Raw genomic sequence first — 22,254 nt, forward strand, 5'->3', positions numbered from 1 at the left:
AGGCGCTGCCAGCCTTGCTGCGCTTCAGGCGGTGCGCGCATCTGAACAACAACATATTCAATCGAGGGAAACATCATGGGCAAGAATGCTGCCAGGCGAGGAGACCTGACGGAATCTGGAGGCCCGATCATCCAGGGCTCCAACACGGTCCTGATCGGCTCCCAAGGCGGCATAGCGTGCTCCACCTGCCCCGGTGGCAAAACCATTGGCAGCCCCGTCAACCCCACCCTGGGCGCCAAAGTCCTGCTCGGCCCCGAAGACCTGGACTTCGCACTGCCCGGCCCCATGCCCCTGGTCTGGCAACGCCAGTACAGCAGCTACGTCAATTCCGAACAGGGATCACAGTGCGGCCTTCTGGGATGGGGTTGGCGCCTACCACACGAGCTGCGCCTTCAGCTCCAACCCACCCAAACCCTTCTGCACGACGCCGGTGGCCGCGTCATCACCTTTGACGAAGCCCTGTGCGCAGGCCAGCCCCTGCAAAGCGACAGCGAAGCCCTCCTGCTGCTGCGCGGCGGTGACACTGAGGCTTACAACGGCGCGACCTCTGCCAGCCTGGCCCAGGAACTCCTGCCCTGGATGCAGCAGCAGCGCTGGGCCCACATCCCCGCCCTCGCCCGATTGGATGCCGGCTACGTCCTGGCCGCCACGCAGACGGGCCGCACAGCCTGGCTCTTCAAGGCCCAGACCAACGGAGACTGCCACCTCGTTGGCCTGATGGATGCCTTCGGCCGCACCCAGCAATACCACCGTGATGAACACGGGCGGCTGGCTGCCATCACCGACGGCGCAGGCCGCCGCTACGCCCTGCTGTACAACCGCGAGAGCGGGCCAGCGGAGCACGCGAGCAACGTCCAACCCACCGGTGCTGGCCCCATCGATACCGGGCTGCGCTTGATGGGCGTGGACTGCGTTCACAACCCGCACGACAGCAGCCCCGCCCACCCCGTGCCCCTGGTGCGCTACCACTACAGCCCCCAAGGCGACCTCATTGCCGTGCATGCCCGCGATGGCCAACGCACGCGCCAGTTCCGCTACGACAGCCAGCACCGCATGGTCGCCCACCGCGTACGCAGCGGCCCGGAACACAGCTATGTCTATGAAGGCGACCACCCCGGCGCCCGCGTCATCGAACACCACAACGAAGAAGGCCTGAGCTACCACTTAAGCTACCAGGATGCGGCGCCCCAAGACCCCAAGGCCGCCAGCTGCACCACGGTGCGCGACAGCCTGGGGCGCACCACTGCGTATCACCACGAAGGACGTGGCGGTCTCAAGCGCATCACGCGCCAGATCAACCCCGACGGCAGCGAAGAGCACTTCCAGTACGACGGCGCAGGCCGGCGCATCGCAGCCACCGACCCGCTGGGCCGCACCATCCACTGGCGTTACGACGGCCAAGGTAACCTGCTAGGCGTGCAAGGCTCCGACGGCCGTAGCAGCCAGCAACGCTGGGGTTTGCCGGGTACCGCGCAAGACGGTCTGCTGCTGCAAAGCGCCAGTGCCAGCGGCATCCACACCCTCTACACCTATGACGAATGGGGCCGCCTGACCGAGGTCACCGTCCTCGCAGGCGAACTGGCCAGCACCACACGGCTGCAATACCAGGAAGGCGCCCCACACACACTGCCCCCGGCCAACCGCGCTTGGGCCGACCAACCGCAGGCCGTCATCGATCCCCGAGGGGGACGCAAGACCCTGGGCTACAACGCCTGCGGCCAGCCCACCCGCTACACCGACTGCAGCGGCCACACCACCCGCTGGCAGTACGACGCCTGGGGTGAACTCATCGAAGAAACCGATGCTCTGGGCCATCACACCCGCCACCAGCGCGACACCGTGGGACGGCTGCTGCAAACCCAGCAGGCCGACGGTAGCTTGGTGCAATACCGCTGGGGCGACAACGGCCATGTCCAAGCCATCACCCTGGGCGCCGTAGCCCACCGAACCAGCGACACCGGCTTGGCACCGGTCACCACCACCGTGACCTACGAGTACGACCTCTGGGGCCGCATCATCGCCCAGACCCAGGCTGGCGCCAGCCTGCAACTGCGCTACGACAGCGCAGGCCGCGTCACGGAACTCCTCAACGAGAACCACGCCACTACCCGCTTCACCTACGACAGCCAGGACCGCCTGATCCAGGAAGTGGGCTTCGATGGCCGCAGCCAGGCCTACCGCTACGACGCCGCAGGCCAACTGATCGAAAAGACCGACAGCCAAGACAGCAGCTTGGCCGCTGCGACCGAAGGCATGGGTACCGTGCGCAGCCGCTTCCACTACGACAACGCCGGGCGCCTGACCTACCGTATCACCGCCAAAGCAGGTGCGGCCTGCGAGGTGGACATCTCCCATGTCAACGCCGAGGCCCCAGACAACGACCTTCAAATCCACCAGTTCAGCTACAGCGACAGTGGTGAACTCCTGAGCACCGAGGGCTGGGAAGTGGGCACAGAGGCGACCACCGCGCTGGTCAACGACTGGTTGCAACTGAGTACTGAACAACTGCGTACCGTGCTCAACCAGCAGCACGACACGCAAGCCCTTGCCAATAGCCCCTGGCTGCAAAGCCTGCAAGTCCGATACCTGCAGCCCAGCAGCCGCGTAGATCTGCAACGTGACGCGCTCGGCCGTACCACCGGCGAAGTGCAAACGCTCTACTGCGTACCCGAGGCGGACACCAGCGGCGCCCACAAACTGGCCCTTGCTACCGAATTCGAACACCGCATCCACCACCGCCTGGGCGCACTGGGCGAGCGCCAAACCAGTGAATTGCAAGGCATCGGCCAACTGGACTGGCTGACCTACGGCTCAGGCCACGTGCACGGCGTGCTGCTCAACCAAACCCCCCTGCTGGCCCTGGAGCGCGACAAGCTGTACCGCGAAGTAGGCCGCAGCCTGCACCTGCTGCAAAACGGCGCAGCGTACGAACACGCACCGGCCATCATCACCCAGACCCGCCAGGTGGACCCTCTAGGCCGCCTGCTGCACCAACGCTGGCAAGGACTGCCAGGACACGCCAGCGCACCCCAAAGTGCAGCCCCGCTCATAGGCGGCCTGCAGCAGCGCCGCTACACCTACGACAGCCTGGGCCAGCTCATCGGCATCCAAACCCCCACCGAAGCCAACGCCTACCAATACGACAACCGCCAGCGCCTGATCGGCCAGACGCACGCCAGCGCCCAGGGGGAGCACCACCACCGCTGGCGCCTGGACCCGGCAGGCAACCGCCTGCCCGCCAAAGCGGCGTTCCAGCACCTGGGCGCAAAGACCGCAGCCAGCGCTGACTGGAGCGCCCAGGTCCAGCAAAACCTGCACGACCCGCAGTTCAACCTGCTGCAGCCTGACCAAAACCCGAACACCCCCGCGGGCCAGAACGTAGAGCGCTGGCGAGACAGCCGCATCGGCTGGAGCCAGGACGCAGACAACCAAGGCGCAACCCACTACCGCTACGACTGCTGGGGCAACCGCACGCAGGCCCTGCACAGCGACGGCAGCATTACCCACCTGCATTACGACAGCCTGCACCAGTTGCGGCAAGCCATACAACGCAACCCCCAAGGGCAGGAACTAAGCCGGACCACTTACCGTTACGACGCATTCGGGCGGCGGGTGAGCAAGACGCACCGAAAAACAGGCGAGCAAGGCCAGATCACTCACTTCGGCTGGGACGGGGACCGGCTCGTTCATACGGAGACCGCAGAGCAGATTCATCACACGGTGTACGAGCCTGGCAGCTTTGTGCCGCTGCTGCAGGTGCAGAGAAGCAAAGAGAACGCGGGGCAGGCCGACGCCGTCAAGACCTTGCTGGGGCTGGGAAACAGTGACGCCAGCAACGCCCTGGAGCGAGAACTCCCCCGCGAGGAACGAGAACTCCTTCACCAAGCCTTGAAGGAGGCCCTGCAGCCTGGCTACCAACTCTCAGGGCTACTGCCGCAGGAATTGCAGGCGCAGGTGCGGGAATCGATCCAGGCGCTCAAGGATGCACAAGCGCAAACGCAAGAAGAACACCCGCTGACGATCCGGCACGTGCTCACGGATCACCTGGGTACACCTATTGCGTTGGTCAATGCGAACGGAGAACAACTAGGGCAAGTGGCCTGGGTGGCTAGGTACACAGCTTGGGGCGAAATTGCGGACGAATACAACCCCGATCAAATCCACCAACCGATTCGCTTCCAGGGACAGCAGTTCGATGAGGAAACGAACCTTCACTACAACCGGTTCAGGTATTACGACCCGAGGGTGGGGCAGTACATCACGCAGGATCCGATTGGGCTAGCTGGGGGATTGAACTTATTTCTCTATGCGTCTGTCAGTCCATTGCAACTCATTGATCCAAAAGGGCTCGATCTGGTTAGTAATGGAACTGGGAATGCTTTGGTTTACACAGATATTTCAAATGGGCAAACGATAATGCTAGATGCTAACGGTCGAACGCTCATGGAAATGGAAACACGCAATCAAGTCACCAGCACCACCAAAAGTGGGGCCGCGGGGGCTTACAGTGGAAAGTTTACTCAATGTGAATATCCAAAATCAAGCAAGGCATTTGGCGTTGCCAAATGGAGAACAACTGATGATAGAGGTAGATGGATCCACGGCGGCGGATCTGGTTTGAAAGATCCCTTCGCAGATCGTCAAGGTTGGAATCCAACCTTGGGGTGTACGCGGGCTCAAAACGAGGATGTGAAAGCTCTGTGCGAAAGATCAGAGCAATTCAAAAATGATAACCCGGAAAGATCCATCGACTACATAAGAAACGGGGAGCTTGAAAACGGAGGAAAAACAAATGCCAGAAATCAGTAAAAAAATCTGTGAAATTTTTTCTTTATGGTGTCTGCTGACACTTCTTGCACTCGCCCCAAATCTCGCTTTGTCCGCCTGCAACTTGCCTGTGCCTGATATGGGTGGAGCAGATGTTTCCCCTCCTAATTACACGGGATACTTGAAAAGCACTGGGGTGGGGTGGATTGTTGTCAAAGACTATAAAAGCCAAAATGTGAAGCGTATTGGTATTTCTGAGCTCGGCGAGGCATATTCTGCTTTTGGGGGTGATGAGAAGTTTGTTAACTTGAAAAATGGCATCGCAGTGCGCGTTTGGTTCAAGGATTGTTTGTCAAGCCCAAAGCCTTCGGCGAGTTACGTTGAGTTTTTTTCCAATAACCCTCTTGACCAACCTCCTGGCAGCTATTTTTACAAGTATTAATTTATTTAGATGCCTATCGCCCAAAGCGTAGGACTTTCATTTTTATGCGATGAGCGCTGTCAAAAGCGAGAAAGCGATGGCGTAGAACTACATGCACACAATAATCCGTGAGTAAATCATTTAGTCTTGTTCCTCAGCAGCCATCGCCGCGTAGACTCCTCACCCATGGGCATTGCCACCGCAAACCCCTGGATCAAATCACACCCCAGTCCCGCCAGCAGGTCGATTTGCGCCTGCGTTTCCACCCCTTCGGCCACGGTTTGGAGCTGGAGGCTGCGGCCCATCTGGATGATGGCGGTGACGATGGCCACGTCGTCGGTGTTCTCTGGGGTGTCGGCCACAAAGGATCGGTCGATCTTGAGCTTGTCGATGGGATAGCGCTTGAGGTAGGCCAGCGATGAATACCCCGTGCCGAAGTCGTCGATGGAGATGCCCACGCCCAGGGCCTTGATCGCGTTGAGGGTGTCCAGCACCTGGCCGGTCTGGTGCATGAGCACGGACTCTGTCAGCTCGATCTCCAGGTATTGCGGGGCGAGGCCGGTTTCGAGCAGCACGGCGGCGATCTCGGCGGCTACGTCCCGTTGGCGGAATTCGAGGGCCGAGAGGTTGACGGCCACGGGCACCGGGGCCAGGCCCTCGTCGTGCCAGGCCTTGAGCTGGCGACAGGCCTCGCGCATGACCCAGCGGCCGATGGGCGTGATGAGGCCGCGCGATTCAGAGAAGGTGATGAACTCATCCGGCCCGACCAGTCCCCGCACAGGGTGGCGCCAGCGCACCAGCGCTTCCAGTCCTTGCAGTGTTCCGTCGGCCAGGCGTATTTGTGGTTGGTAGTGCAGCTCGAAGTCGTTGCGGGCGATGGCGTCGCGCAGCAGGCGCTCCTGGTGCAGCACGTCGAGGGCGCTGGCGTCCATGCTGGCGGCGTAGAACTGGCGGTTGCCGCGCCCACTTTCTTTGGCGTGCTGCATGGCCGCATCGGCGCAGCGCAGCAACACGTCGGCACTGGCGCCGTGGTCCGGAAACAGGCTGATGCCGATGGAGGGGGAGATGGTGAGCGGCAGGTGATCGACCGTGAACACGCCATGCATCGAGTCCAGCAGTTTGTCGGCAACCATGGCTGCGTCATCGGGCGTCTGGATGTCGGTCAGCACCACCACAAACTCGTCGCCACCCAGCCGGGCCACGACATCGGCGTCGCGCACGCCGTTGCGCAGGCGCTCGGCCACGTTGCGAAGCAGCTGGTCGCCCGCGTGGTGGCCCAGTGAGTCGTTCACGGTCTTGAAATGGTCCAGGTTCATGAACAGCACGGCCACGCGGCCGTGGCGCCTGCGCGCGAGCGACAGCACCTGCGACAGCTGCTCCATCAGGAAGTGCCGGTTGGGCAATTGTGTGAGGGGGTCATGCAGTGCGATGAAAGCTTCGCGCTCCTGCGCCTGTTTGCGGGCCGTGATGTCGCGCACCACCACGATGCGGTAGTCGGCATGGTGCAGGGGCATGGTCTTGCCGACGACCTCGACGGGGATGGGATGCCCATCCTTGTGGCGGATGGTGACTTCGTACGGATCCTCCCGTCCGCTGCGGGTGTATTCCAGCGCGGTGGCGCGCCACTCGGGGCTGATGAAGTTGAAGATCGACAGGCCCAGCACTTCGTGCAGCGCAAATCCCGTCAAGCGGTACAGTGCCTCGTTGCCGTCGGTGATGATGCCGTCGCGATGGAACACGATGGCCTCGTCCGTGGCCTCGGTGAACTTGCGCATGCGTTCTTCGCTCTGGCGTACCTCGCGCTCGGCGCGCCAACGCTCGGTGATGTCGGTGATCAGCACAAAGGAGCCGAGCTGCAGCCCCGCGTTGCCAAAATGCGGGATCAGGTTGACCTCGATCATCCGCACCTCGCCGTTGGGCAGGGTTTGCTCGCGCGTGTATTTCACGCGCTCACCGTGCGAGCATCGCTCCACGTACGGCTGGATGGCCTGCCAGGCCTTGTCGCCAATCGCCTCCTGCACGGTCAGGCCCAAGATGGATTCGGTGCTGTGGCCGTTGTAGGCGGCGTAGCCCTGGTTGGCGAACTGGCAGCGCAGTCCCGGCAGGTCGTAGTAAGCCATCAGGGCCGGGACCGAGTCGGCGATCAGGCGCAGCAGCGAGTCGCTGGAACCCCCTTGACCTGGCGTGTTGGCTGCGTTGGATGAGTCTGGCATGGACCGCTCGGTACGTATCTGTTTGTTATAGCCGATACACCTGACGGGGGCGTAAGGTAGTTGCCCGGATACCCCGCACCGGATAATCGGCCCATGACCTCCAAAGAAAACCAAGCCCGCACTGATTTCAGCGCGCTGGCCCTGAGCCCCGCCATGCTGGCCAACCTGCAGCAGCTGGGCTACACCACGATGACGCCCATTCAGGCGGCCAGCCTGCCGCCCGCCTTGCTGGGCAAGGACCTGATCGCCCAGGCCAGCACCGGCAGCGGCAAGACCGCCGCGTTTGCGCTGGCGCTGCTGGCCAACCTCAACCCCCGTCGGTTTGCGGTACAGGCCCTGGTGCTGTGCCCCACGCGCGAGCTGGCCGACCAGGTGACCACCGAAATCCGCCGCCTGGCGCGCGCCGAAGAGAACATCAAGGTTGTGACCCTGTGCGGCGGCGTGCCGCTGCGCGGCCAGATGCTGAGCCTGGAGCATGGCGCACACATCGTGGTGGGCACGCCCGGCCGGGTGATGGACCACCTGGAGCGCCAGCACCTCACGCTGGAAGTGCTCAACACCCTGGTGCTGGACGAAGCCGACCGCATGCTGGACATGGGCTTCTTCGACGACATCGTCGTGGTGGCCAAGCAGTGTCCCAAAGAGCGCCAGACCCTGCTGTTCTCGGCCACATACCCCGAGGGCATCGCCAAGCTGAGCGCCCAGTTCATGAAGTCGCCCGAGCAGATCACCGTGCAGGCGCAGCATGCCGAGGGCAAGATCGAGCAGCGCTGGTACGAGGTGAAGAACAGCGAGCGCCTGCATGTCGTGTCGCTGCTGCTCAACCACTTCCGGCCCGATTCGTCCATCGCGTTCTGCAACACCAAGCAGCAGTGCCGCGACCTGGTGGCCGTGCTGCAGGCCCAGGGCTTCAGCGCGCTGGCGCTGTTTGGCGAGCTGGAGCAGCGCGAGCGCGACCAGGTGCTGGTGCAGTTTGCCAACAAGAGTTGCTCGGTGCTGGTGGCCACCGACGTGGCCGCGCGCGGGCTGGACATTGCCAACCTGGCCGCCGTGATCAACGTGGACGTGACGCCCGACCCCGAGGTGCACATCCACCGCATCGGCCGCACGGGCCGGGGCGATGCCGAAGGGCTGGCGCTGAACCTGGCCAGCCTGGACGAGATGGGCAGCGTGGGCAAGATCGAGCAACTGCAGGGCCGAGAGTCGCGCTGGTTCCCTGTGGCCGACCTGACACCGACCGGCAACGGCCCGCTGGTGCCGCCCATGGTCACCATCCAGATCATCGGTGGCCGCAAGGAGAAGATCCGTGCGGGCGACGTGCTGGGCGCGCTGACCGGCGAGATGGGCTACACCCGAGAGCAGATCGGCAAGATCAACGTGAACGACTTCTCCACCTATGTGGCGGTGGACCGTGCCATCGGCGCCCAAGCTGCCCAGCGCCTGAACCAGGGCCGGGTGAAGGGCAAGACCGTGAAGGCCCGCCTGGTGACGGGAACCCAGGACTTTGAGTAAAAAGCGCCGGATGCGCTAGTCAATCATGTGCCAATGGCTATCAATTTGATAGTAGGGGCGCGTCCTGCCCTGGCGGCATCAGCGCCGTGCTGCGGCAGCCTCCAGCATCCGCACCATTTCTCCGAAGCCCCGCTGGCGCGCCAGCTGCAGGGGCGTGTTGCCCTGCCGGTCGGTCAGTGCCTGGCCGGCCCCCGCCTGTAGCAAGGCTTGCAGTGTGGCCTGGTGGCGCGGACCGCCGTTGCCCAGCACGATGGACTCGATGAGCGCCGTCCAGTGCAGGTTGTTCACATGGTCCAGTGGTGCCCCGGCCGCGATCAGCTGGCGCACCACGCCGTCGTGCCCCAGGTGGGCGGCAGCGATCAGGGCTGTGCCGTCGTAGCGGCTGGTCACCTGCTTGGCGCTGGCGCCCAGTTGCAGCAGCATGCGCAGCGTGGCTTCGTCGTCCGCCACGGCGGCGATGGTCACGGCGTCGTAGCGGTCGTTCTCCAGCGCGTTCAGGTCGGCCCCGGCCTGGGTCAGGGCGCGGATCGCGTCGGCCTGCCGGGCAAAGGTGGCCACATGCAGCGGCGTGCGGCCGTAGCCATCGCGGGCATTCACATCGGCCCGCGCCGCGATCAGTTGGGTGAGCTTGGGCACATCGCCCCGCGCAGCCGCCGCATGCAGGCCCTGGTAGGCGGCCGTTTCAGTCGCCGTGGGAGGCACCTGGGCCTGGGCCGGGGTGGCGCAGGCCAGCGCGGCGGCGAGGGCAAAAACAAGGTTCCAGGGCTTCATGGGGCCTCCAATGGCGTGCGTTGCGGGTGAGGGCGGGTGATTACTTCAGCAGATCCTGCACCTTGGCGATGCCCGCCACGGCGCATTGCTCGTCCAGGTGGCCGCCGGGCGCACCGCCCACGCCCACGGCGCCGATCACTTCGTTGCCCACCTTCACCGGCACGCCGCCGCCCAGCAGCAGATAGCCGGGAATGTTCACCAGGTTGGCGGCCGCAGGGTTCTTCTGCGCGCCTTCCATCATGGTCAGCGTGGTGTTCTTGGCCGATGCCGAGGTGTAGGCCTTGAGGCGGCTGGCTTCCAGCGTGTGGGGGCCTGCGTTGTCGGCGCGGTGCACGGCGCGCACGGTGCCTGCGCGGTCCACCACGGTGGCCGTGACGGCGTAGCCGTTGGCGGTGCAGGTGGCCACGGTTTGCGCGGCGATCTGCGTGGCCAGGTCCAGCGACATGTTCTTTTCGGTGCGCACGCCTTCGGCGCTGGCGGCGGTGGCGATCAAGGACAGGGTGAGGGCGGCAGCTTTGACGAGGGTGCTTTGCATGGTGTTCTCCGGTGTTTTGGCGTCGGTGCCACCCGTTGTGGCGCCGTGGGAGAACTGTAGAAATGGCCGCCGTTTTCGGCCATTCGGGCGGCTACGCGCGGGCCTCCGTAGAACTACGGAAGGCCCGCCAAGGGGCAGCTCACGCGGCCGCGTCCACCAGCGCCGCGTACCGCCGGATCAGCTGCGCCAGCGACTCGGCCCCCAGCTTGGCAAACAGGTTGGCGCGGTGGGTCTCCACCGTGCGCGGCGAGAGTTCGAGCGCCCGGCCGATTTCCTTGTTGGTCAGACCCTCCACGATCAGTCCCAGCACCTCGCGCTCGCGGGCCGAGAGCTGCGCAAAACGCTCGCGCGCCTGCTGGTCTGCCTGGTGGCGTTCGCGCGAGCGCACATGCTGGCGCACGGCGTTTTGCAGGGCTTCGATCAGCACTTCGTCGTCCACCGGTTTTTCCAGAAACTCGGCCGCGCCAGTTTTGAAGGCGCGGCGGCACATCTCCACCGTGCCGTGGCCGGTGAGCAGGATCACGGGCTGGTCCACGCCCTGCGCCAGCAGTTGCTCCAGCACCGTGAGGCCGCTGATGCCCGGCATGCGCACATCCAGCACGATGGCGCCGATGCTGGCGCGGTCAAACCCGGCCATGAAGGACTGCGGGTCGGCCCAGGTCTGCACGCGCAGGCCCACGGTGCTGATGAGCAGGGAGAGGCCCTCGCGCACGGCAGCATCGTCGTCCACCAGGTGGATCAGGGGCGAGAGGGAGGGGGCGCTATCGGTCATCGGTGGGTGGTGCGACGTTGAGGGTCAGCACAAACTCAGCCCCCCGTTGGGCGGCGGATGGGGGCGTGGCTTCGGGCGCCAGGCTCAGATGAGCGCCCATGGCCTGCGCCAGGCTCTCGCACAGCGTGAGGCCCAGGCCCAGGCCGCCGTTGCGTGTGGTGTAGAAGGGCTCGAACAGGTGCTGGCGTGCTTCGGGCGGGATGCCGGGGCCGTGGTCGCGCACCGACAGCGCCACCTGTCCGGCACCAGCCTGCGCCATTGCAAGGTGCAGCCGGCGTTCAGCGGGGGGCACTTGCTCTAGCGCCTGCAGCGCGTTCATCAGCAGGTTGTGGATGATCTGTTGCAGGGCCACGGGTTCGGCCAGCACCGGGGGCAGGTCTGCGGCGGCCAGCACCTCGGGCACCACGCCGCGCTGTGCGAGCTCGGGCTCCAGCAGGTGCAGCACGTCCTGCACGGCGGTGGGCAGTGCCAGGGGCTGGGCCTGACCGGCCAGGTCGGGCCGCTCCACCAGGCGGCGCAGGCGGCCCACCACGGTGGATGCGCGGCGCGCCTGCTCCACGGCGCGGGCCATGGCGGTCTGTGCGGTGTCGAGGTCGGGTGGGTCGTCGGCCAGCAGGCGCTGGGCGGCCTGGGTGCTGGACAGCAGGGCGGTCAGCGGCTGGTTCAGCTCGTGGGCCATGCCAGCGGCCAATTCGCCCAATGTGTTCAGCCGCGCCACCTGGCCCAGGCGCAGCAGCTCTTCGGCCCGCTGGCGCGCCACGCGCTGGCGCCACAGTGCGCGGCCTGCGGCCCACAGCGCTGTGGTCAGCAGGCACCAGCCCAACATGCGCCACCAGGGCAGTTCGTGCATGCCCACGGTGCGGCGGGCCACCACGTCCAGCGGCTGGCTGGCGGCGGCCAGCAGTTTGTGAAAGTCGTAGGTGCGGATGCCGCTGCCCTGGTCGGCCTGGCCGGGCTGCACCACAAAGGCCGTGCCGCCCTGCTCCAGCGTCACGCGCACCGGGCTGGCGGCCATGTCCATGGGCCACTCGTCGGCGGGGATGGTGGTGCGCAGGTCGATGTGCAGCGCATAGCTGGCCGGCGTGCCCGCCAGCACCAGGTAGTAACGGCCTGCGGGCAGGTTCAAGCCTGCCGTAGCGGCGTGACCGGTGCGCCGTGAGGTGGCCTCGGCGGCTGTCAGCTCGGCCTGCAGTGCGGGCGGCCAGTCGCTGTGGGCCGAGCGCTGCAGCACCGCCAGGATCTGCGGATACACCGACGTGAGGCGGGGCAGGGGCGATGCCGCGTTGTGCAGGTCATCCACCGCAGCGGCTGGCTGCAGCAGCGCCAGCGTGGCCATGATGGCGTCGTGCTGCACCACGCGCTGGCTCAGCAGCCGGTGCACGATCCGCGCGTCGGTCTCAAACGCCGCGTGCAGTTGCTGCAGGCGGTCCACCACCAGCCAGCCGCAACCGATGCAGGCCACCGCCACCCACAACAGCAGGCTGGGCAGGTGCAGGGCGTGTCGGGGCAGAAGGCGGCGCCAGGCGGGGAGCATGCGCGGATTCTGGCATGGGGGCCTTAGAGCCTGTTCAACGTCTTTTTGGAGATCGCATTGGAGTGCAATCAGGAGGAGTGGATGCTTTGGATGCGCCGCATGGGCTCGTGCCCATGCAAGCAGCCGGGGCGCCAAAACTCCGAGTTCATCGGCCCGATTTCACTCCAACCCTTCGAGCAAGGGCGTTGTGCGACTCCAAAAAGATGTTGAACAGGCTCTTGGCTGGGGCCTGCTGTTAAACGGCGCTCAGATTCTGAACAGGTTCTTAAGGTGGCTCTGGTGTAATTTCAGACTCGCCTGTTTCCGCTCCTTCGCTCACCCGCCATGTCAGCATCTTCTCCCGCATCCCACCCCTGGCTTTCACCCCGCAACCTGCTGTGGGCCTCGGTGGCCGTGGCGGTGGTCACCATTGCGCTCAAGACGCTGGCCTGGGTGGTCACGGGCTCGGTGGGCCTGTTGTCTGACGCCATGGAGTCGTTTGTGAACCTGGCCAGCGCCATGTTTGCGCTGGCCATGGTGACGGTGGCGGCACGGCCAGCCGATGACGACCACCCCTACGGCCACCACAAGGCCGAGTATTTTTCCTCGGGCTTTGAGGGCATCCTCATCATGGGCGTGTCGGCGGGCATTCTGTGGGCGGCCGGGCACCGCTTGTTTGACCCACAACCCATCGAGCAGGTGGGCTGGGGCCTGGGCCTGTCGGTGCTCAGCTCGGCCCTGAACGGGCTGCTGGCCTGGGTGATGTTCCGCTCGGCGCGCGAGCACCGCTCCATCGCGCTGGAGGCCGATGCACGCCACCTGGTCACCGACGTGTGGACCTCGGCCGGTGTGCTGGTGGGCATTGCGGGCGCTGCGCTGACCGGGTGGTTGTGGCTGGATGCGGTGGCGGCCATTGCTGTGGCGCTGAACATCCTGAAAGAGGGCGTGGAGCTGGTGTGGCGGTCGTCCCAGGGCCTCATGGATTCGGCGGTGGAGCCCGAGGTGCAGTCCACCATCGACGCCACGCTGCAGCAGTTTGTGCTATCGCAGGCGCCCGGTGCCGTGCGGTTTGACCATGTCTCCACCCGCCGCGCGGGCCAGCGCCAGTTTGTGGACATGCACCTGCACATGCCCGCCGACTGGACCCTGCGGCACGCCGCCGAGCTGCGCGGCCAGGTCGAGCGCGCGCTGATGACCGCCGTGCCCGGCCTGCGTGCCACCATCGAGCTGCTGCCTACCGATGTGGAGGCGCATTTCGATGACCCCCGTGACGATGTGAAGGATGCCGTGAAGTGATCAGCGTATTGCAACGTGTGCGTGAAGCGCGTGTGGATGTGGACGGGCAGACCGTAGGCGCCATCGGCGCGGGGCTGCTGGTGCTGGTGTGTGCGGAGCGTGGAGACACCGAGGCCGAAGCCGACAGGCTGCTGGCCAAGATCCTGAAGCTGCGCATCTTTTCGGACGCCGCAGGCAAGATGAACCAGAGCGTGCAGGACATCGGTGGCGGCCTGCTGCTGGTCAGCCAGTTCACGCTGGCGGCAGACACCACCGGCGGCAACCGCCCCAGCTTCACCCAAGCGGCGGCACCCGATGAAGGGCTGCGGCTGTACGACTACTTGGTGGCCCAGGCGCGCAAGACACATCCCGTGGTGGCCACCGGTCAGTTTGCAGCCGACATGCAGGTGCACCTGGTGAATGACGGGCCGGTGACGATTCCGCTGCGGATGAGGGCGCCCTGACGGCAACACCCATTCATTGCAGGGGCTGGCCCGCATGGCAGGCGGCCCCATCTGCTCAAATGGCGGGGGGCGTCACCACAAAGTACTGCAAATATTCGCCTGTCTCATCGAGTGCAAGATCTCCCAGAATAATGCGTCCCTCGGGGGTTACCCCGGCCAGCCTGACCCAATTGCCGAGTCCTCCCGGCAGTGGCCCCCGCTTGGTCGCCGACCCGCTGCCTCCTGCAATGAGTTGCATGGATCCCTCCGGACTGCGGCGAACGAGGCACATATAGCCTTGCTCGTTCTTGACCAATGCGTACACGTACTCGCCATGCGCGATCAAGTCGTATGCTGACGTTGCACCAAACTTGATGGGGGTGCGTGTGCCGTCAGAACTGAGCTCGTAATCAAAAGCGTCATAACGCTTCACAGGTGCTATTCCGGAGGCAGACTGCCCTGCCGTGGAGCTTGCGAAAATTTTCCCAGAAGAGGTAGATGTCAAGCTGAGAGAAACGGTGTATCGGAGAACAATTGCCAGTTGTTCGAAAGGCTCAACCAAGAGGTCTGCAAATTTTGAGGGGGTAGTTTGGGTGACCGTTGTCGGTATTTTGTAAAGAGTCGGCGAGTTGAAATGCAGTGTGCAGATATTCCCGGAGGGGCCTTGGGCAACGCCAATGGGAGTTAGCTTTCCTGCCGGGCTCTCTCCAAAGCTGATGACAGCTTGGTAGAGGACAGCATGCGATCCATCTGTTGAGATTCGATGAAGCTTTCCGCCTCCTCCGTGTTCGGTATTGATTTGCCCGCTGGGTGCCAAGTAGGTTTCTGTGACGTAGAGATTGCCGTCAGGATGCTCCAGTACGGCAACCTTCCAAGAGACATCCAACTTCAGGGCTTGCAAGGCTCCCTGTAAGGGAATGGTCTGACCTTCTGTTGTGACCCGGGTGAGCTGGCGAGCCGCTCTTTCCCACACAAACAAATCGCCAGACTTGCTGAAGCCGACGACCGTACGGCTTCGCCCCAGTGCGCCGAGAGTGCCAGAAGCCAGGGCAATGCCTTCCTCCCCGCCTCGCGGATGGACCAGAAGTGTTGCCGCATTAGATTGAACGGAGCCTGCGGCATTGGTGACTCTGACGGAGAAACTGCTACCTGAATCGGTGGTTTCGATGGAGGCTAGCGACAGCTCTGAGGTCGTGGCGCGATCAAGGGATGCGCCATTGCGCAGCCACTGGTAAGACACCGGCCCACTGGAATTGACCTTGACGCGAAATGTTGCAGATTCGCCGGCTGAGGCTGTGACGTCAGTCGGGTGCTCAGTGATCTGCGGTAGTTCAGAGGTGGGGGTGGGTTCATCGCTCCCGCCTCCACAAGCCGAGAGTCCCATGGCGACGGTGACCAGAGACAAAGTTCTGCGGCTCAGAGGTGCTTTCAGTATGGGATCGATGGGCATGAGTATCTCCTGGTGGTGAAGATGGTGCGATTGTGGTCTTTAGAAATTCTATCGATCAGATTTTGCGGTACCTTGTTCAGTGCGCCCGTCCCGCAACGCAAGCTGTTTTGCGAGTTCGCGCACCCGCGTGCTGGGGCGCGTCAGCCGTGGAGTGGCTGTATTGCAGGAGGGGAAAAAGAAGAGCTGTCAGCGCTTAGTGGATAACCACTGCAGCCTAATTTCTCTCTTATTTTTCCGCTATCACTAGAGACGACACCGGCAGCGCCCGAAACGCCACCGACGCCAGCGCCAGCCAGGCCGCAATCGCGAGCATGACGGCCGTGTGGACATCCCAGCCCAGGTGCTGGGCGCCGGTGGCCACGATGCCGGTGAGCCACTGCATCAGCGCCACGCCCAGGAACATTGCCATCGTGTAGGCCGACAGGGCCCGGCCGGTGAGTGCGGGTGGGTACGAGGCGCGCACGTCGGCGTACTGCAGCACGCCGTAGCCCGACAGCAGCCCCATCAGCAGGATCAGCACCACGCTGGCGGCAGGGTGCACCCGCAAAAATGCCAGCAGCGCGAACAGCCCGGCCATCAGCAGCGAGGCGTTGCCAATCCATCGCCGGCGGCGGCCAATGCCTGGGTCCAGCCGGCCCGCCAGACCGGGTGCAAACAGCGCAATCAACGACAGGCCCAGCGCCACGTTGCCGCTGTCCACCAGCGTGAGGTGGTACCGCTCCATCAGCAACGGCGCCAGCCACAGGCCCCGCAGCGACAAAAACGCGGCGTAGCCCGACATGCCCAGCAGCAGGATGCCCCAGGTGTGCGGCACTGTGAGCAGCTGGCCAAAGCCGAGCAGCGCCTGGCCCCAGGTTTCGCGCTGGGCCGGGGGCGGCACCAGCGGGGCAGGCTCGTGCACCCGCAGCCAGATCAGCAGCCACGACAGCGCGCTGAGCACCGCCAGCACGGCATAGCCCGTGCGCCAGCCGCCGCCGTGCTGCACCAGCCAGGCCAGCGGCGTGCCAGTGAACAGCAGGCCCAGCCCGCCCACCCCCATGGCCACGCCCGACAGGTAGGCAAACCGGTCGGCCGGAAAATGCCGCGCAATGAACAGCGTGCAAGCCAGAAACGCGGGCGAGCAGCCCACGCCAATCATCAACTGGCCCACCATCAGCCACGCATAGCCGGGCGCTGCCGCCGACAGCGCGGCCCCGCCAATCGCCAACGGGAAGGCGGTGAGCACCGTGCGCCGCAGGCCCCACAGGTCCAGCCCCACACCCATCAGCAACTGGGCCACGCCGAACGACACGCCAAACAGCCCGGCAAACGCGCCCAGCGAGCTCGGCGAGATCCCGAACTCCGCCGTCAGCCCCTGCGCCACCATGCCCGTGGTGGTGCGAAACGCCTGGCTTAGCGCAAAGCCGGTGAGCAGCGCCAGCAGCATGGCCCACAGCACGCGGGTGGGCGGGCGGCCGCTGCCCGCCGCGCCGTGCGTGGGTACCTGCGTGGACGACGGGGCGGGGGCGTTGCTGCTCACTGCCGCCAGAAGAACACCGCCGCCATCACCAGCCCGGTAGCCACGATGCCCCAGCGGAGCACGTTGGCAGGCAGCTTGCGCGCTACGCGGGCACCGCCATACCCGCCTGCGGTGGCGGCCACCATCATCATCAGCGCCTGCGGCCACAGCACGATACCGCCTGCTGCGTAGATGGCCACCGCAATCGCGGTGAGCAGCGCAGAGACCAGATTCTTCATGCCGTTCATGGCGTTGAGCTGGGTTTGCCCCAGCAGGCCGAACAGTGCCAGCAGCAAGATGCCCAACCCGCCGTTGAAGTAGCCGCCATACCCCGCCACGGCCAGCATGCCCAGGGCCGCCTTCCACGGCGCGGCGGGGCCATGGGCCGAGGCACCGGCCCACTGGCGCAGCCGGGGCCCCAGGGCAAACATCGCCGTGGCCGCCAGCAGCAGCCAGGGCACGACCTTGCGGAAGGTGGCATCGGGCGTGATCAGCAGGAGCGCCGCCCCGGCCGATCCGCCGATGAGGGCCAGCAACACCACTGCCCGCATGGACAGGCCAGGCGGTGGTTGCATGTCTTCCCGAAACCCCCAGGCCCCCGCCATGTAGCCCGGCAACAGCGCCACCGTGCCCGTGGCGTTGGCCACCACGGGCGGCACGCCGGTGAAGACGAGGGCAGGCAGGGTCAGAAAGCTGCCGCCTCCGGCAACGGCATTGAGGGCGCCGGCGACGAAGGCGGCGGTGACGAGCAGGGCGGTATCCAAAGTATCTCCTTGGCTGCGGCGTTGCGCGCGCGGCATTGCACCGATGTTAGGTGGAGATTCCGCGCTTTCGAGTCCGAATTGCGACCGTAAAAGGTGCGACTGCTTTGCCCACGGCTGCGTTTTTCAGGTGGGAGATCGGCAGGCTCTCGGGGAAATCCTGAATCCGGTCAGGTTGCGTAGGGGTCTTCAAAACCCAGCTCGCGCAGGATGTCGGACTCGTACGCCTCCATCTCCTCGGCGTCGGCCTCGCTCGTCTCGTGGTCCCACCCCTGGGCATGCAGCGTGCCGTGCACCAGCATGTGGGCGTAGTGTTCTTCCAAGCTCTTGTTTTGCTCCTTCGCCTCGCGCTCGATCACGGGGGCGCACAGCACCAAGTCGGCGGTCACCACCGGCTCCTGCGTGTAGTCGAAGGTGAGCACGTTGGTGGCGTAGTCCTTCTTGCGGTACTCGCGGTTGAGCTGCTGGCCTTCTTCGGCACCCACGATGCGCACGGTGATCTCCGCGTCGGTGGCCAGGGCGTGGCGAATCCAGCGCGTGACCTTGTGGCGGGGCAGCACAGCCCGGTGGGCGGCGGCTTCGTCAAACGCGCCAAACTGCAGCGACAGGGAGAGTTGGTTTAAGGACATTTGAAGTGTTTTGGGCTACTGGTGCCCAATTTATAAGCGTAAGTAGCTATCAACTTAGGAGTTCAGTCGCGGGTACGGGCCGCTGCGGCACGGCGGGGTGCGTCGTAGGCGTCCACGATGCGGGCCACTAGCGGATGGCGCACCACATCGGCGCTGGTGAAGTGGGTGATCGAGATGCCCTTGACGCGCTTCAACACGCGCTCGGCGTCGATCAGGCCGCTCAGGGTGCCCTTGGGCAGGTCGATCTGGCTGACGTCACCGGTCACCACGGCCTTAGCGCCAAAGCCGATACGGGTGAGGAACATCTTCATCTGCTCGGGCGTGGTGTTCTGTGCCTCGTCGAGGATGACGAACGCGTTGTTCAGCGTGCGACCGCGCATGAAGGCCAGCGGCGCAATCTCGATGGCGTTGCGCTCAAACGCCTTTTGCACCTTGTCGTGTCCCATCAGCTCGTACAGCGCGTCGTACAGCGGGCGCAAATAAGGGTCCACCTTCTGCGCCAGATCGCCGGGCAAAAAGCCCAAGCGCTCTCCAGCCTCCACCGCCGGGCGGGTCAGCACGATCCGCTGCACGCTGCTGCGCTCCAATGCATCCACCGCACTGGCCACGGCGAGATACGTCTTGCCGGTGCCGGCAGGGCCGATGCCGAAGGTGATGTCGTGCGTGGCGATGTTCTGCAGGTACAGGTTCTGCGTGGGGGTGCGCCCGCGCAGGTCCGCGCGGCGGGTGTTGAGGATGATGGCGTCGTCCGGGGCCTCCAGCAGTTCGCTGTCGCCCGCCAGCATCAGCTGGATATAGTCCTCGCCAATGGGGCGCTCGGCCATCTCATACAGGGCCTGCAGCAGCTCCATCGCCTGCGTGGCCTTGGCCTTGGGGCCGTCGACCTTGAACTGCTCGTGCCGGTGCGCAATGCTCACCTGCAAGGCCACCTCGATGGTGCGCAGGTGCGCATCGGCCGGGCCACACAGGTGGGTGAGCCGGGTGTTGTTGTGGGGGGTGAAGGTGTGGCGCAGGATCACGCGGATAATTCCAGTCAGGCAACGGAAAACAGCAAGAACGGCGGCGCGGCATGTCATGCCCGCGTCGTCAAAGGACATCAATGATAGGCAAATTGACCGGCACCCTGCTGGAGAAGAATCCCCCCGAGGTGCTGCTGGACTGCCACGGCGTGGGCTACGAGGTGAATGTGCCCATGAGCACGTTCTACAACCTGCCCGCCGTGGGCGAGCGTGTGAGCCTGCTGACACAGTTCATCGTGCGTGAGGATGCGCAGCTGCTGTATGGCTTTGCAACCGCCCCTGAGCGCCAGGCGTTTCGTGAGCTGATCAAGATCTCCGGTGTGGGGCCGCGCACTGCGCTGTCCATTCTGAGCGGGATGGGCGTGAGCGACCTGGCGCAGGCGATTTCGCTGCAGGAGGCGGGCCGTTTGGTGAAGGTGCCGGGCATCGGCAAAAAGACAGCCGAGCGTTTGCTGCTGGAGCTCAAGGGCAAGCTGGGTGCGGACATGGGTGCTGTGCGTGGCGCGGCCACCAGCGATGCGCAAGCCGACATTCTGCAGGCGCTGTTGGCTTTGGGCTACAGCGACAAGGAGGCGGCTGCGGCGCTCAAGGCGCTGCCAGCGGAGGTGGGGGTGAGTGACGGAATTAAGCTGGCGTTGAAGGCGTTGGCCCGCTGATAATCGCCCCGAAATGTTCGCCCCACACTGGTTTAGTGGTGACCCTTTTGAGGCTTGCAAGCGTGAGTCTTAGCGATTTCTAGGATGCAGACAATGAAAAAGTTTTCCGTAGTGCGTTGGGTACCCGCCCTCTTCTCGGCAGCAGCGCTGCTGGTGGCGTGTGGTGGTGGCACAGGTGACGCGGCACCTAACGCTCCGTTGCTGTCTCAGGTGGACAGCAGGGTTCAGCCTGTAGAAGCCGTGCAGGATGTTGCTCGAGTGAAGTCCCGCAGTGCCACTGCAGCGCCGTCAGCAGCTGTGGTCGCGTTGGAAGAACTGGCTACGGAAAAGACCCAGTCCGTGGACTCGGTGGGGCCACGGCTCGTGGGGCAAGGCCGTGATGTGGAGGCGACCAAGTCTGTGTCTGCGATGGGAGCCCTGTGGAAGTGGCGCAAAGCACCTGCGGGTGGCCTGGTTGCTGCGGTGAGCTTCAGCGCGGAAGGGGCCTATGGTTTGCGGCTGGGAGTGCTTGTTCAGCAGCTTCCGGGCAGCGCAGTGGTGCGCGTGTATACGCAGGCGGCGCCTGACAAGGTGTTCGAGATCTCCGGGCAGGAAATTCTCCAACTCATCGAGCGCAATCAGGCTGCGGGCGACCGTTCGGATGCTGCTCGCACGTGGTGGACACCTGATACCGGGGGCGGTGAGGCGACCTTGGAAGTGGAGTTGCCGCTTGGCATTGCCGCGAGTACCTTGCAAATTTCGGTACCCCAGCTGTCGCACATCTTCGCGAACTTGTCCGTGCCCACCGAGCAGGAATACCAGGAACAAATTCAGCAGAATGCGAAAGCCATCGGCGATGCCGACACCTGTAACCTGGACGCCACTTGCTACAACGACGGCGCCAACGAACGCAATGCGGTCGCGCGCATGGTATTTGTTAAAGGAGCGAGTGCCTACCTGTGCACAGGCACATTGCTCAACGATGGCAGCTCCAGTGGCAAGCCTTACTTCCTGAGTGCCAACCACTGCATTTCAGATCAGACCGTGGCTTCATCCTTGCAGACGGACTGGTTCTTCCGTTCGTCGAGCTGTAACAGTGGTGCACTGCAGAGTTCGAGTGCCAAGAAGGTAGGAGGGGCCAAACTTCTCTACGCCAGTGCCGATACCGATACATCGTTTCTCTTGCTCAACGACACGCCTCCCGCAGGAGCGGTTTTTGCGGGGTGGGATGCATCTGCCGTGGCTGCAGGAGTCTCTGCCATCGGTTTGCACCATCCCCGTGGCGACCTCCTTAAGTTGAGCTATGGGGCAGTGGTCGGCCAATCGACTTGCACCACGATCTCTGACACGCAATTTTCGTGTGGAGGGACCAGCGGTAACTACTACCGAGTTAACTGGAGCCAAGGCACTACCGAGGGGGGCAGCAGTGGTTCTGCGCTGTTCAGGAACGGCAAGGTGGTAGGCACCCTGTATGGAGGGAGTGCCATCTGTACCAACAAGTCGTCATCGGATTTCTATGGCCGTTTTGACGTGGCTTACAACGCTGCGTTGAAGAACTGGCTGGCATCGGCAGTCAGCAGCGGTCGCGCAGCTGTTTACCGGTTTTACAACAGCAAAACTGGCGCGCATTTCTACACGGCCAGTGCTGCCGAACGGGATTTCGTGATTAAAACCTTCCCAGAGTTCGGATATGAAAATATCGCGTTCTACGCTTATCCGGATGTCAGCTCCGGTAAGGACCCCGTGTTTCGTTTCTACAACGCCACCAGCGGCGCACATTTTTACTCGGGCAGTGTGGAAGAGCGCGACTATGTGATCACTCATTTTCCTGAATATCGCTACGAGGTCGTCAGCTGGTATGCACAGAAGGCTGAGGGCAACGAGTCTTCTCCGATCTACCGCTTCTACAACGCAAAGACGCGAGCACACTTTTACACGATCAGTGCTGCTGAGCGAGACTTTGTGATTCAGGTCCACAAGGACTTTCAATATGAGGGCCCCATGTACTACGCATGGACTTCGCAGTGAGTTTGTGCCGCA

The 22,254-nt window shown here is 64.0% G+C and carries 17 protein-coding genes; 7 read left to right on the forward strand and 10 right to left on the reverse strand.

Annotated features, from left to right (window positions below; genetic code table 11):
- The first annotated feature begins 75 nt into the window (after window positions 1–75).
- Window positions 76–4,809 carry an RHS repeat-associated core domain-containing protein gene (locus tag C8C95_RS12595; protein WP_116748809.1) on the forward strand — a complete coding sequence of 1,578 codons (4,734 nt, stop codon included), beginning with the start codon at window positions 76–78 and terminating at the stop codon, window positions 4,807–4,809.
- On the forward strand, window positions 4,793–5,209 hold the full coding sequence (locus C8C95_RS23525; protein WP_133246229.1) for a hypothetical protein: 417 nt from the start codon (window positions 4,793–4,795) through the stop codon (window positions 5,207–5,209). Before C8C95_RS12595 ends, C8C95_RS23525 begins: the two co-directional genes overlap by 17 nt.
- Before the next feature lie 116 nt (window positions 5,210–5,325).
- Here C8C95_RS23525 and C8C95_RS12600 read toward each other — a convergent pair whose 3' ends face one another.
- Window positions 5,326–7,401, reverse strand: a complete 2,076-nt coding sequence (locus C8C95_RS12600) for a GGDEF and EAL domain-containing protein (protein ID WP_116748810.1) — start codon at window positions 7,399–7,401, stop codon at window positions 5,326–5,328.
- Window positions 7,402–7,494: 93 nt separating this feature from the next.
- Between C8C95_RS12600 and dbpA the strand changes: the two genes are divergently transcribed.
- Complete coding sequence (dbpA, locus tag C8C95_RS12605) at window positions 7,495–8,913, forward strand: ATP-dependent RNA helicase DbpA (RefSeq protein WP_116748811.1); 1,419 nt, start codon at window positions 7,495–7,497, stop codon at window positions 8,911–8,913.
- A gap of 78 nt (window positions 8,914–8,991) precedes the next feature.
- Here the strand turns inward: dbpA and C8C95_RS12610 are convergent, their stop codons facing one another.
- The 4 genes from C8C95_RS12610 to C8C95_RS12625 form a co-directional block, all read right to left on the reverse strand.
- Window positions 8,992–9,684, reverse strand: coding sequence for an ankyrin repeat domain-containing protein (locus tag C8C95_RS12610; protein WP_116748812.1), 693 nt, complete (start codon window positions 9,682–9,684; stop codon window positions 8,992–8,994).
- Window positions 9,685–9,724: 40 nt separating this feature from the next.
- Window positions 9,725–10,219, reverse strand: a complete 495-nt coding sequence (locus C8C95_RS12615) for a heme-binding protein (protein WP_116748813.1) — start codon at window positions 10,217–10,219, stop codon at window positions 9,725–9,727.
- Between the two features lie 139 nt (window positions 10,220–10,358).
- Window positions 10,359–10,991, reverse strand: a complete 633-nt coding sequence (locus C8C95_RS12620) for a response regulator (RefSeq protein ID WP_056059589.1) — start codon at window positions 10,989–10,991, stop codon at window positions 10,359–10,361.
- Window positions 10,981–12,525: an ATP-binding protein gene (locus C8C95_RS12625; protein ID WP_116748814.1), complete on the reverse strand. Its 1,545-nt coding sequence runs from the start codon at window positions 12,523–12,525 to the stop codon at window positions 10,981–10,983. The genes C8C95_RS12620 and C8C95_RS12625 overlap by 11 nt, the downstream gene beginning before the upstream one ends.
- 324 nt (window positions 12,526–12,849) lie before the next feature.
- Between C8C95_RS12625 and C8C95_RS12630 the strand changes: the two genes are divergently transcribed.
- Entirely contained in the window at window positions 12,850–13,800 is a 951-nt protein-coding gene (locus tag C8C95_RS12630) for a cation diffusion facilitator family transporter (RefSeq protein WP_116748815.1), read from the forward strand.
- Window positions 13,797–14,243, forward strand: coding sequence for a D-aminoacyl-tRNA deacylase (gene dtd / locus C8C95_RS12635; RefSeq protein ID WP_116748816.1), 447 nt, complete (start codon window positions 13,797–13,799; stop codon window positions 14,241–14,243). Before C8C95_RS12630 ends, dtd begins: the two co-directional genes overlap by 4 nt.
- A gap of 55 nt (window positions 14,244–14,298) precedes the next feature.
- Here dtd and C8C95_RS12640 read toward each other — a convergent pair whose 3' ends face one another.
- The 5 genes from C8C95_RS12640 to C8C95_RS12660 all read right to left on the reverse strand — a co-directional run bounded on the left by C8C95_RS12640 (window position 14,299) and on the right by C8C95_RS12660 (window position 19,579).
- Window positions 14,299–15,672, reverse strand: a complete 1,374-nt coding sequence (locus tag C8C95_RS12640; RefSeq protein ID WP_116748817.1) for an immunoglobulin domain-containing protein — start codon at window positions 15,670–15,672, stop codon at window positions 14,299–14,301.
- A 226-nt stretch (window positions 15,673–15,898) separates the two neighbouring features.
- Window positions 15,899–17,110, reverse strand: a complete 1,212-nt coding sequence (locus C8C95_RS12645; protein WP_243415776.1) for an MFS transporter — start codon at window positions 17,108–17,110, stop codon at window positions 15,899–15,901.
- 77 nt (window positions 17,111–17,187) lie between these two features.
- The gene (locus C8C95_RS12650) at window positions 17,188–17,934 is read right to left on the reverse strand and encodes a sulfite exporter TauE/SafE family protein (RefSeq protein WP_243415691.1); all 747 of its coding nucleotides are present in this window, start codon (window positions 17,932–17,934) and stop codon (window positions 17,188–17,190) included.
- A gap of 167 nt (window positions 17,935–18,101) precedes the next feature.
- On the reverse strand, window positions 18,102–18,560 hold the full coding sequence (gene ybeY, locus C8C95_RS12655) for an rRNA maturation RNase YbeY (RefSeq protein ID WP_056059581.1): 459 nt from the start codon (window positions 18,558–18,560) through the stop codon (window positions 18,102–18,104).
- A gap of 62 nt (window positions 18,561–18,622) precedes the next feature.
- A complete protein-coding gene (locus C8C95_RS12660) occupies window positions 18,623–19,579 on the reverse strand; it encodes a PhoH family protein (RefSeq protein ID WP_056059579.1) in 957 nt (318 codons plus the stop codon).
- A gap of 80 nt (window positions 19,580–19,659) precedes the next feature.
- Here C8C95_RS12660 and ruvA point away from each other — a divergent pair, with 80 nt between their 5' ends.
- Together ruvA and C8C95_RS12670 are read left to right on the forward strand one after the other, a co-directional pair.
- On the forward strand, window positions 19,660–20,235 hold the full coding sequence (ruvA, locus tag C8C95_RS12665) for a Holliday junction branch migration protein RuvA (protein ID WP_116748819.1): 576 nt from the start codon (window positions 19,660–19,662) through the stop codon (window positions 20,233–20,235).
- Window positions 20,236–20,328: 93 nt separating this feature from the next.
- Window positions 20,329–22,242: a trypsin-like serine protease gene (locus C8C95_RS12670; protein WP_116750270.1), complete on the forward strand. Its 1,914-nt coding sequence runs from the start codon at window positions 20,329–20,331 to the stop codon at window positions 22,240–22,242.
- Window positions 22,243–22,254 lie beyond the last annotated feature (12 nt).

Origin of the sequence: Acidovorax sp. 99 (genome assembly GCF_003096455.1) — a bacterium.
In the GTDB taxonomy this organism is placed as follows: Bacteria; Pseudomonadota; Gammaproteobacteria; order Burkholderiales; family Burkholderiaceae_C; genus Acidovorax; species Acidovorax delafieldii.